The following is an 11,222-nucleotide window of genomic DNA, read 5'->3' on the forward strand; positions in this document are numbered from 1 at the left end:
GTTCTGCTCTCCGTCAGCGGTCGACGTCAGCGGTCGACGAGCCGCCAGCCCACGGCCTGGAACGCGCTCGGGTCGGCCTCGCCGTCGAGCAGGAGGCCGCCCTGCGCCCGAGCGACGACGTCGTCCACGAGGACGCCGCGGCCGAGGTAGGACGGGTCGGTCACGACCCGCCACCGGACGAGCTGCTCGCCCGGCGCCAGGTCGGCCCGGGCCTGCGTCCACCGGCGCGTGCCCGCCCCGGAGGTGACGCCGTCGGGGTGGTCGACGGGGCCGCGGTCGCGCACCTCGAAGGGCAGGGGAGCCCAGGTGGCCCCGCCGTCGGCGGAGGTCTCCAGGTGCAGCAGGTCGCTCTCCTCGGTGTCGAGGTAGAGGTCGAACGCCAGCCGGCCGCCGGTGGCGGGCACGTCGAGGGCGGTGGTGAGGGTCGACGTCGTCCCGTTCGCGTCGCCGGAGAACCACGCGTCGTCGCCGCGACGCGCGTCCACGCCCTGCGCGTAGGCCAGGCCGTGCGCCCACTCGCGCCGCGCGCCGTTGATGCTGCCCGAGTTGCGCGACGGGTGCACGCGGTTGGTCAGCAGGATGGCGAACGAGTGCGTGTCGAAGTCGATGACGATCGACGTGCCCGTGTACCCGGTGTGCCCGGCGGTCTGCGGCCCGGACATGGCGTCCATGTACCACCGCTGGTCGAGCTCGAAGCCGAGCCCGTGGGCGTCCCCGGGGAACGCGGTGTTGAAGTCGGTGACCATGAGGCGCACGGACGCGGGGGACAGGATGCGCGCCTTGCCGTACCGGCCGCCGTTGAGCAGCGCCTGGGAGAGGATCGCCAGGTCGCCCGCCGTCGAGAACACGCCGGCGTGGCCGGCCACGCCGCCGAGGGACCAGGCGTTCTCGTCGTGCACCTCGCCCCGGACGACCCCGCGCGGCGGGCTCGACTGGTACTCGGTGGCCGCCGTGCGGTCCACGGCGGTGGGGTTGTACCCGGTGTCGGTCATCCCGAGCGGCCGGGTGATGCGGTCGGCGACGACCTGGTCGAGCGGCTCGCCGCGCAGCCGTTCGACGAGCACGCCGAGGGTGATGAGGTTGAGGTCGCTGTAGAGGTACCGGGTCCCGGGCGGGGCGTCGAGCGGCTGGGCCATGACCGCGGCGATCCGCGACTCGCGGTCGGGGTACTTGCTCCACAGCGGCAGCCACGCGACGAACCCGGAGGTGTGGGTGAGCAGCTGCCGCACGGTGACGTCCTGCTTGCCGCCGGCGGCGAACTCGGGCAGGTACGTGGCGACGGGCTCCTCCAGCCCGACGCGGCCCTCCTGGATCAGCTGCACGACGGCGATCGAGGTGAACAGCTTCGACACGGAGGCGAGGTCGAAGATCGTGTCCTCGCGCATGGGGACCCGCTGGTCGGCCGGCAGGGCCACGCCCCGGTCCCCGTAGGCGACCGCCCACCCGCTGGCGTCGGTGCGCACGACCTTCCCCTCGTACCCCATGAGCCCGACGGCTCCCGGGTACAGGGGGTACGTCGCGCTGCCGACCGGCTGCTCGTGCGAGCGCACCTGGGCGACGGCGGCCTCGATCGGGGCGGGGTCCAGCCCGACGTCTGCCGGGTCGGCCGTGGTGAGCGTGGTCGACGGCGGCATGAACTGCACCGCGGGGCCGCCGCCCGCCGCGGCGCTCGTCGTGTGCACGAGCGGCACGACCAGGAGCCCCGTCGCGAGGCCGGCTGCGATCATCGCGCGTCCGCGCGGTTGCCGGCGGCTCATGCCCGCGGTCCGCGGTAGAGGAGGTACTGCTGGCGCCGCCGGTCGAAGTCCGCCAGCTCGGCCTGCCAGGCGGCGACGACCTCGTCGGTGTCCGCGCCGGCGTCGATCTGCTGCCGCAGGCGAGGGGAGCCGGTGAGCTTGTCGATCCAGAAGGGTCGCTGCGGGTCCCAGGAGTCCTGCCGCCACGCGAACTCGGGGTAGAGCGCGGCGGCGGCCACGAGCATCGCGACGCCCGTGCGCACGGGGTCGAAGCGGGCCGGGTCGTCGACGGTGACCTGGACGCCCCCGCACACGGTGTTCGCGTGCTTGCTGAACGTGGGGTTGAAGTAGGCCTCGCGGAAGAGGACGCCGGGCAGGTCGGCCTCCGTGAGGGCCTCCGCCCAGCGGTGGTCGACGAACGGCGCGCCGACGAGCTCGAACGGCCGGGTGGTGCCCCGCCCCTCGGAGAGGTTCGTGCCCTCGAACATGCACGTGCCGGGGTAGGCGAGGGCGGTGTCCGGGGTGGGCATGTTCGGGCTGGGCATCACGAAGTCGAGGCCCGTCCCGCCGAACGTGACGTCGCGGCGCCAGCCGGAGACCTCGACCACGTCGAGCCGGGCGAGGCGCTCGCCCACGACGTCGGGGAGGAACTCGCCGTCGAAGAACCGGGCGAGCTCGCCGACGGTCATGCCGTGGGCCTGCACGATCTCCTTCGCCCCGACGCCCGAGGTGAACCCGCTGGTCATCATGGGGCCGCGGGCGGTGCCGCCCACCGGGTTGGGACGGTCGAGGACGACGAACCGGGACCCGGTGGCCACGGCCGCCTGCATGGCCGTCCACATCGTCCAGATGTACGTGTAGAAGCGGGCGCCGACGTCCTGGATGTCGAAGACGACGGTCTCGACCTCGGCCGCGCGGAACATCTCGGTCATCTTGCTGACCCCGGCGCCGTAGGCGTCGTAGACGGTGAGGCCGGTGCGCTCGTCGACGAACGTGCCCTCCGAGCTCCCCGCCTGCGCCGTGCCGCGGAACCCGTGCTCGGGTCCGAAGACCCCGACGAGGTCCACGGCGCCGGAGGCGTGCATCTCGTCGACGACGTTGCGCAGGTTGCGCAGCACGCCGGTGGGGTTCGTGATGATGCCGACGCGCTCCCCGCGCAGGGTCGCCCAGCCGTCGGCGTGCGCCCGGTCGGCGCCCGGGACGACGGGGCGCGCCGGGACGCCCGCGGCCGCGGTGGTCTCGGGCCGGGCCTGCGCGCCCAGCGCGGCGAGGGGGACGGTCGCCGCGCCCAGCGCGGTGCCCGTCAGGAGCTGGCGGCGGTTGAGCCGGGGGCCTCGGTCGGCCGCTCGTGGGGCCGGGTGGTCGTTGCGCATCGTCAGGGTCCTTCCTGCCTCATGCTGCGTGCGGGCCGCCGGGTCGTCGTCGAGCCGGTCGTCCTGCGATGGCGCCACGGCGTCGTCGCCGTCGCGGTGAGCCCGCCGCGCCCCGCTGCGTCGCAGGAGCACGGCGGCGCCGGACACGTCGCGTGTTCGTCAAGGGTTGCCCTGATGGGCCGTGCTCCTGAAAGTTACCGACACCGCGGGGTGACGGCAAGGGGCCTCGACGAGACTCGGTGAGACTCACCGGGGGAGGACGCCGGGGCGACCGTCGTGGGAAGGCCCGAGGATCGGGCGACCGCCCGAGGGTGCGGGCGGGTGAAGATGCGAGGTGTGCCCCGGGCGGGATTCGAACCCGCACTGGATCGGGTTTGAGCCGATTGCCTCTGCCGGTTGGGCTACCGGGGCGTGCGAGCCCCATCGAACCACAGGTGCAGGTCACGGGCCGAACCGTCCGGCGCCTGCGCGCGGGAGGGACGGGGTCTGCCGCGTCGCACTCGTCACACCCGGCACGGGACGCGTCGCCCCGCCATGGCCACTAGGATGGGGCGCGTGACCGACGAGAAGCCCCACGACGCGAAGCCCGAGGCGACGGTGCCGCTCGACCTGCCGCCCCTGATCGACCAGGAGCCCGAGGCCCCGAAGACGCCGGAGCGACCCGCGCGTCGCGCGGTGGTCGTCGAGGACGAGGCCCTCATCCGCATGGACGTCGTCGAGACGCTGCGCGAGGCCGGCTTCGACGTCGTCGGCGAGGCGGGTGACGGCGAGACGGCCGTCCGACTCGCGACGGAGCTCAAGCCCGACGTCGTGGTGATGGACGTCAAGATGCCCGAGCTGGACGGGATCTCGGCGGCCGAGCGGATCGGCAAGGCGCACGCCGCGCCCGTCGTGCTCCTCACCGCGTTCTCGCAGACCGAGCTCGTCGAGCGGGCGCGCGACGCCGGTGCGATGGCCTACGTCGTCAAGCCGTTCACCCCGGCGGACCTGCTGCCCGCCGTCGAGATCGCGATCTCCCGGTACCAGCAGATCGGGGCCCTCGAGTCGGAGGTCGCCGACCTCACCGAGCGCTTCGAGACCCGGAAGCGGGTGGACCGCGCCAAGGGGCTGCTCATGACCAAGATGGGTCTCAGCGAGCCCGAGTCCTTCCGCTGGATCCAGAAGACGTCGATGGACCGGCGCCTCACGATGCGCGAGGTGGCGGACGCCGTCATCGAGCAGGTCGGCGCCTGACACGCACCCCGGTTGGCCCGGTCGCAGGACGATGTCCTGTGGCCGGGCCACGGCCGTTGTGCGACGACCTGCGGGCCGCTATCGTCGCCTGGGTGTCGTGACCGATCTGTGATATTCATGCTTCAACGACCGTGAGCACGGGCAGCGCCCGGCCCGGTTCCCGAGCAGACAGGTGGGAGACCTTCCACCGCGCCGGGAGCGCGGGGACGGTCTTTCGTCGAGGAGGTGCCGATGCGTGCAGCGGTCGAGGTCCGGCCGGCCCAGCAGGGCGACATGGTCGCCGTCGCGCACCTCGCGGAGCGCGCGGTCGACGAGTCGCCCACGGCGGTGCAGGGCTCTCCCGCTGACGCGTCGCGGCTGCTGGAGCACCTGAGCGTGCTGGTGGGCGCGGGCGGCCAGGTGCTGGTCGCGACCCACGAGGAGGAGATCTCCGGCTTCGCGGTGCTGCGCGTCATCGACCCGCTGCTGTTCGCGACGACGACCAGCCTGTACATCGACGCCGTGTTCGTGGCGCCGTCCGCGCGGCGACGCGGCGTCGGGCACGCCCTCGTCGCGGCCGCCGCCGCCGTGGCGGGCGAACGCGGTGCGGAGAACGTGTACTGCGCCCCCGCACCGGGCGCCAGGGGCATGCACCGGTTCCTCGCCCGCCTCGGCTTCGCGCCGACGTCCGGGCACCGGGTGGTCGCCACGGCGACGCTGCTGCGGCGCCTGGCGCAGGAGAACCCCCGCTCGACCCGTGCCGCTGTCCGGGTCGGGCGGCGCGAGGCGACCCGTGCGGCGATCGAGGACCTCGTCGCCCGGCGGCGGCGCGCCCGCGCCGCAGGCCTGCCCACCGGCCCGGTCGACCTGCGCGCCTTCCAGGAGGAGCGTGACGCCGCGCTGCGCGAGGCGGCCGGCCGCCCCGGCGAGCAGGCCGACGACGTCGTCGACGGCTTCGTCGAGCTGGGCGCGCGGCCGCACCGGGACGCGACGAGCGGTTCCGTCTCCTGACGTCCGCCGCACCGGGCGGATGTCGCCGCCCTCGGATCGGTGCGGATCAGCTCAGGATCATGCAGGTGAGCCGCGCGGTGCAGACCCGCCGCCCTGCGTCGTCGCTGACGACGATCTCGTAGGCGGCGGTCGAGCGGCCCAGGTGCAGGGCTCGCGCCTCCCCGTGCACCGTCCCGCTGCGCACGCCGCGGTGGTGCGTCGCGTTGAGCTCCAGGCCGACCGCGGCGCGCTCCGGACCCGCGTGCTGCTGGGCCGCGACCGACGCGAGCGTCTCGGCCAGCGACGCCGTCGCCCCGCCGTGCAGCAGGCCCGCGGGCTGCGTGTTGCCGGCCACGGGCATGGTCCCGGTGGTGAGGTCGGCGGCCACGCCCGTCAGCTCGATGCCCAGACGCTCGATCAGCGTGCCGCGGCTCGCCGCCGCCCACTGGTCCAGGGTGCTGGGGAACTCGGGGGTGCCGGTGGAGGTGTCAGCCATGGGCGATAGGTTGGCACCCGTGACGACCTCCGCGCGAACCGGGACCCGCCCACGCCTCTTGCTGATCGACGGCCACTCCATGGCGTACCGCGCGTTCTACGCGCTGCCGGACACGCTGGTGACGTCCAGCGGGCAGGTGACGAACGCCGTCTACGGCTTCACGTCGATGCTGACCAACCTGCTGCGCGACGAGCAGCCGACGCACGCCGCCGTCGCGTTCGACGCCGGCCGCGTGACGTTCCGCACCGAGCGCTTCCCCGAGTACAAGGGCAACCGCGACGCGACGCCCGAGGTCTTCCGTGGCCAGGTGCCGCTGATCAAGGAGGTCCTCGAGGCGCTGCGGATCCCGGCGCTGCAGCGCGAGGGCATCGAGGCGGACGACATCCTGGCGACGCTCGCGCGCGAGGGCTCCGAGGCAGGCCTGGACGTGCTCGTGTGCTCGGGCGACCGCGACTCGCTGCAGCTCGTGAACGACCGCGTCACCGTGCTCTACCCCAAGCGCGGGGTCTCCGAGCTGGCCCGGATGACGCCGGAGGCCGTCACCGAGAAGTACGGCGTCCCTCCGCACCAGTACCCCGACCTCGCCGCCCTGGTCGGGGAGTCGAGCGACAACCTGCCCGGGGTGGTCGGCGTCGGGCCCAAGACCGCCGCGAAGTGGGTGACCACGTACGGGGGCCTGGAGCCCCTCCTCGAGCACGTCGACGAGCTCAAGGGCAAGGCGGCGGGCAACCTGCGCGAGGCGCTCGGCCAAGTCCGCCTCAACCGGGAGCTCAACGCGCTGCTCGACCACGTCGAGCTGCCGCTGGCCGTGGACGACCTGAGCCTGGCCGGGTTCGACCGGGAGGCCGTGCACCGGGTGTCGGACACCCTGCAGTTCGGCACCCTGCGGGACCGGCTGCTCGCGGATGACCCGTCCGCCGAGCCGGCGGAGCCGACGGCGGTCGAGGGCCTGGAGGTCGAGCTCGCGGCACTCGCGTCCGGAGGCCTGGGCGAGTGGCTTGCCGCCCGTGCCGGCCGGGCCCTGGGGCTCGAGGTCACGGGCACTCCGACGCCCGGGGCCGGCGACGCCTGGGAGGTGGCGGTGGCGGAGGGGCCGGCGGACGGCGGCCAGGGCGCCGCCGTCGTCGTCGACCTCGCGGACGTCACGCCCGAGGACGAGAGCGCTCTTGCCGCATGGCTCGCGGACGCCGGGGCCCCGAAGGTCGTCCACGGCGCGAAGGCGGCGTGGCACGAGCTCGCCGGGCGCGGGCTCGACCTGCGGGGCGTGTCCTTCGACACGGAGCTCGCGGCGTACCTGTGCTACCCGGACCAGCGCGGCTACGACCTGGCCGACCTCACCGTGCGGCTCCTCGGGCGGGAGCTGTCGGCGGGCTCGGCGCCCGCGTCCGACGGGCAGGGAGCCCTGGACCTCGCCCTGGACGGCGGGGACGGCGCGGACGACCCGCGGGCCCGCCAGGCGGCCGTCCGGGCCGCGGCCGTGGTCGAGCTGGCGGCGGCCCTGTCCGGCCAGCTCGCCGACCGGGGTGCCGCCGACCTGCTGACAGACCTCGAGCTGCCACTCAGCGCCGTGCTGGGGCGGATGGAGGCCACCGGCATCGCCGCCGACGTCGAGTACCTCACGGAGCTCGAGAACCAGTTCGCCTCCATGGTCGCCGACGCCGCCGCGGAGGCCTACGACGTCATCGGACGGCAGGTGAACCTCGGCAGCCCCAAGCAGCTGCAGGAGGTGCTCTTCGACCAGCTCGGGATGCCCAAGACCAAGAAGATCAAGACCGGCTACACCACCGACGCCGCGTCGCTGCAGGACCTGTACGTCAAGACCGAGCACCCCTTCCTCGAGCACCTGCTGGCGCACCGCGACGCCACGCGGCTGCGCTCGACGGTCGAGGGCCTGCTCAAGTCGGTGGCTCCGGACGGCCGGATCCACACGACGTTCCAGCAGACCATCGCCGCCACGGGGCGCCTGAGCTCGACCGACCCGAACCTGCAGAACATCCCGATCCGCACGGAGGAGGGACGGCGCATCCGGCGCGCCTTCCGGGTCGGCGAGGGCTACGAGACGTTGCTCACCGCGGACTACAGCCAGATCGAGATGCGGATCATGGCGCACCTGTCCGGCGACGAAGGGCTCATCGAGGCGTTCCGGTCGGGGGAGGACCTCCACCGGTACGTGGGCTCGCGCGTCTTCGAGGTCGCCCCCGAGGACGTCACGTCCGAGATGCGCTCGAAGATCAAGGCCATGAGCTACGGCCTCGCTTACGGGCTGAGCGCCTTCGGCCTGTCGCAGCAGCTCACCATCCCCACCGGCGAGGCACAGTCCCTGATGGACGACTACTTCACGCGGTTCGGCGGGGTCCGTGAGTACCTCACCGGCGTCGTGGAGGAGGCGCGCGCGACCGGGTACACCGCCACGATCCTGGGCCGTCGGCGCTACCTGCCCGACCTCACGAGCGACAACCGGCAGCGGCGGCAGATGGCGGAGCGCATGGCGCTCAACGCCCCCATCCAGGGCAGCGCGGCAGACATCATCAAGGTCGCGATGCTCGGTGTACAGCGCGAGCTGGACGAGCGGGGCCTCGCCTCGCGGCTGCTGCTGCAGGTCCACGACGAGCTCGTGGTCGAGGTCGCGCCGGGGGAGCGGGACGCGGCGGAGGACGTGCTGCGCACGCAGATGGGCTCGGCCGCCTCGCTCCACGTGCCGCTCGACGTCTCGGTCGGCGCCGGCCCCACCTGGCACGACGCGGGGCACTGACGCGGGGGGCACTGACGCGGCGGGCCGGACGCCGGGCCGACCGGCGGCGGCTCAGTCCTTGGTCGTGACGAAGACGGCGGTACCGGGCAGCACGGCGCCACGCTCCGGGCTCCAGCCGCCCCAGGTCGCGGTGTTCCACGCCGGCCACTCGGGCTCGACCAGGTCGCGCAGGCGCAGCCCGGCGGCCGCGACGTCGCGCACGTGGTCGCCGACGGTGCGGTGGTACTCGGCGTACCGGACCTCGCCGTGGTCGTCGGCCTCCACGTAGGGCCGGCGGTCGAAGTAGGACCGGTCCGCCGTGAGCCCGCGGGCGGACGGGTCGTCGGGGAACGCCCACCGCACAGGGTGCGTCACCGAGAACACCCAGCGGCCGCCCGGCCGCAGCACCCGCGCGGCCTCCGCGTGCACGCGTGCGGCGTCGGCGACGAAGGGGATCGCCCCGTACGACGTGAAGACCACGTCGACGCTCGACGACGCGAACGGGAGCCGTCGGGCGTCGGCCTGGACGAGCGGGACGGCCACCCCCGTGACGTCGTTGAGGTGCGCGGCACCGGCGAGCATGCGGCCGGAGACGTCGGTGGCGACGACGTCGGCGCCCCGGGCGGCGAGCCACCGGGCACAGTGCGCGGCGCCCGCGCCGATCTCGACGACCCGCGCCCCGGTCACGTCGCCGAGCAGCCCCGCCTCCGCCTCCGTGAGACCTTCCGGGCCCCAGCGGAAGCCTGCGTCGCCCAGGAACTGGCCGTGCTCGGCAAGGTACTCGTCGGCGTTCTCGTCCCACCAGCCACGTGCCGCAGCGCTGCCGGCCGCGTCGGGAACGTCCTGGTAGCCCGCGTGCGCGATCGGGCGGGGCGCGGGAGGATGGTCGCTCACCCGGTCATCGTGGCACGGGCTCCGGACGGGCGGTCGGTGACGACGTCGGCCGCGCGATCGGCGCGTTGACCCGGCGCAGCGCCGTCGATAAGATGGTCGGCGGTGCAGTGCGCCCGAGGACGTCCCGGAGTTCGAATCGCCGTCGTGCGGATCGACCACCGTGCCGACGCCCGGGGCCCGTACCACAGACCCTGTCCGCACTACGTCCTGTCCGCATCGGAGCATCTACTCAATGACCATCTCCACCACGAAGTCCGCCCCGCAGGTTGCCGTCAACGACATCGGCACCGAGGAGGACTTCCTTGCCGCCGTCGACGCCACCATCAAGTACTTCAACGATGGTGACATCGTGGAAGGCACGATCGTCAAGGTCGACCGCGACGAGGTCCTCCTCGACATCGGTTACAAGACGGAGGGCGTGATCCCGTCCCGGGAGCTCTCCATCAAGCACGACGTGGACCCGGGCGAGGTCGTCGCCGTGGGCGACGCCGTCGAGGCTCTCGTCCTCCAGAAGGAGGACAAGGAGGGTCGCCTGATCCTGTCGAAGAAGCGCGCCCAGTACGAGCGCGCCTGGGGCACGATCGAGAAGATCAAGGAGGAGGACGGCGTCGTCACCGGCACCGTCATCGAGGTCGTCAAGGGCGGCCTCATCCTCGACATCGGTCTCCGTGGCTTCCTCCCCGCCTCCCTCGTGGAGATGCGTCGCGTCCGCGACCTCGCGCCGTACGTCGGCAAGGAGATCGAGGCCAAGATCATCGAGCTCGACAAGAACCGCAACAACGTGGTCCTGTCGCGCCGTGCCTGGCTCGAGCAGACGCAGTCCGAGGTCCGCTCCACCTTCCTGCAGACGCTGCAGAAGGGCCAGGTGCGCCCCGGTGTCGTCTCCTCGATCGTCAACTTCGGTGCGTTCGTGGACCTCGGCGGCGTCGACGGTCTGGTGCACGTCTCCGAGCTGTCCTGGAAGCACATCGACCACCCGTCCGAGGTCGTCGAGGTGGGCCAGGAGGTCACCGTCGAGGTGCTCGACGTCGACTTCGACCGCGAGCGTGTCTCCCTGTCGCTGAAGGCGACGCAGGAGGACCCGTGGCAGACCTTCGCCCGCACCCACGCCATCGGCCAGGTCGTGCCGGGCAAGGTCACGAAGCTCGTGCCGTTCGGTGCGTTCGTCCGCGTCGAGGACGGCATCGAGGGTCTCGTGCACATCTCGGAGCTGGCCGTGCGCCACGTCGAGCTGCCCGAGCAGGTCGTCAGCGTCGGTGCCGAGGTGTTCGTCAAGGTCATCGACATCGACCTCGAGCGTCGTCGCATCTCGCTGTCGCTCAAGCAGGCCAACGAGGGCATGGACCCGGAGTCCGAGGACTTCGACCCCGCGCTCTACGGCATGGCTGCCGAGTACGACGAGAACGGCGAGTACAAGTACCCCGAGGGCTTCGACCCGGAGACCAACGAGTGGCTCGAGGGCTTCGAGACGCAGCGCGAGGCCTGGGAGGCGGAGTACGCCAAGGCGCACGCCCGCTGGGAGTCGCACCGCGAGCAGGTCCGTGCGGCCATCGCGGCGGACGCCGACGCGGCCGTGAACGACGCGGTCCCCGGCAGCAGCGGCGGCTCCAGCGCCGGTGCGTCGTCGTCCTCCTCCTCCTACTCGTCGGCCGCGCCGGCGCAGGAGGCCGCGGGCACGCTCGCCTCGGACGAGGCGCTCGCCGCGCTTCGCGAGAAGCTCACCGGCAACTGATCCGGCCGGGTCGTCCACGACCCACCGGTGCCCACGGCGGCCCGTCACCCCTCGGGGT

The 11,222-nt window shown here is 73.2% G+C and carries 8 protein-coding genes and 1 tRNA gene; 4 read left to right on the forward strand and 5 right to left on the reverse strand.

Annotated elements, in window-relative coordinates; translation table 11 throughout:
* Positions 1-26: 26 nt before the first annotated feature.
* From ACFT55_RS15105 to ACFT55_RS15115, 3 genes are all read right to left on the reverse strand, one after another.
* The gene (locus ACFT55_RS15105; RefSeq protein WP_380244662.1) at positions 27-1,727 is read right to left on the reverse strand and encodes a serine hydrolase; all 1,701 of its coding nucleotides are present in this window, start codon (positions 1,725-1,727) and stop codon (positions 27-29) included.
* Positions 1,728-1,753: 26 nt separating this feature from the next.
* Entirely contained in the window at positions 1,754-3,256 is a 1,503-nt protein-coding gene (locus tag ACFT55_RS15110; RefSeq protein WP_380244663.1) for an exo-beta-N-acetylmuramidase NamZ domain-containing protein, read from the reverse strand.
* 190 nt (positions 3,257-3,446) lie between these two features.
* Positions 3,447-3,520: transfer RNA gene (locus ACFT55_RS15115), tRNA-Leu, on the reverse strand.
* A 135-nt stretch (positions 3,521-3,655) separates the two neighbouring features.
* Here ACFT55_RS15115 and ACFT55_RS15120 point away from each other — a divergent pair.
* Positions 3,656-4,342 (forward strand): ANTAR domain-containing response regulator, encoded by a 687-nt coding sequence (locus ACFT55_RS15120; protein WP_380244664.1) that lies wholly within the window; start codon positions 3,656-3,658, stop codon positions 4,340-4,342.
* A gap of 231 nt (positions 4,343-4,573) precedes the next feature.
* The gene (locus tag ACFT55_RS15125) at positions 4,574-5,332 is read left to right on the forward strand and encodes a GNAT family N-acetyltransferase (RefSeq protein WP_380244665.1); all 759 of its coding nucleotides are present in this window, start codon (positions 4,574-4,576) and stop codon (positions 5,330-5,332) included.
* A 46-nt stretch (positions 5,333-5,378) separates the two neighbouring features.
* On the opposite strand, the gene ACFT55_RS15130 is transcribed toward ACFT55_RS15125, so the two are convergent.
* Positions 5,379-5,807, reverse strand: a complete 429-nt coding sequence (locus ACFT55_RS15130) for a hotdog fold thioesterase (RefSeq protein ID WP_380244666.1) — start codon at positions 5,805-5,807, stop codon at positions 5,379-5,381.
* Here ACFT55_RS15130 and polA point away from each other — a divergent pair.
* Positions 5,806-8,559, forward strand: a complete 2,754-nt coding sequence (gene polA, locus ACFT55_RS15135) for a DNA polymerase I (protein ID WP_380244667.1) — start codon at positions 5,806-5,808, stop codon at positions 8,557-8,559. The two genes, ACFT55_RS15130 and polA, sit on opposite strands and share 2 nt — an antisense overlap.
* A 51-nt stretch (positions 8,560-8,610) precedes the next feature.
* Here the strand turns inward: polA and ACFT55_RS15140 are convergent, their stop codons facing one another.
* The gene (locus tag ACFT55_RS15140) at positions 8,611-9,432 is read right to left on the reverse strand and encodes a class I SAM-dependent methyltransferase (protein WP_380244668.1); all 822 of its coding nucleotides are present in this window, start codon (positions 9,430-9,432) and stop codon (positions 8,611-8,613) included.
* 232 nt (positions 9,433-9,664) lie between these two features.
* On the opposite strand from ACFT55_RS15140, the gene rpsA reads away from it, so the two are divergent.
* On the forward strand, positions 9,665-11,164 hold the full coding sequence (gene rpsA, locus ACFT55_RS15145) for a 30S ribosomal protein S1 (protein ID WP_380244669.1): 1,500 nt from the start codon (positions 9,665-9,667) through the stop codon (positions 11,162-11,164).
* Positions 11,165-11,222: the final 58 nt, after the last annotated feature.

The organism is Isoptericola sp. NPDC057191, from assembly GCF_042670225.1.
Taxonomy (GTDB): domain Bacteria; phylum Actinomycetota; class Actinomycetes; order Actinomycetales; family Cellulomonadaceae; genus Isoptericola.

Excerpts from the sequence above, each read along its gene's own strand:
- ACFT55_RS15105 (WP_380244662.1), bottom strand. The coding sequence starts at position 1,727 with ATGATCGCAGCCGGCCTCGCGACGGGGCTCCTGGTCGTGCCGCTCGTG.
- ACFT55_RS15120 (WP_380244664.1), top strand. The coding sequence starts at position 3,656 with ATGGGGCGCGTGACCGACGAGAAGCCCCACGACGCGAAGCCCGAGGCG.
- ACFT55_RS15125 (WP_380244665.1), top strand. The coding sequence starts at position 4,574 with ATGCGTGCAGCGGTCGAGGTCCGGCCGGCCCAGCAGGGCGACATGGTC.
- polA (WP_380244667.1), top strand. The coding sequence starts at position 5,806 with ATGGGCGATAGGTTGGCACCCGTGACGACCTCCGCGCGAACCGGGACC.
- ACFT55_RS15130 (WP_380244666.1), bottom strand. The coding sequence starts at position 5,807 with ATGGCTGACACCTCCACCGGCACCCCCGAGTTCCCCAGCACCCTGGAC.
- rpsA (WP_380244669.1), top strand. The coding sequence starts at position 9,665 with ATGACCATCTCCACCACGAAGTCCGCCCCGCAGGTTGCCGTCAACGAC.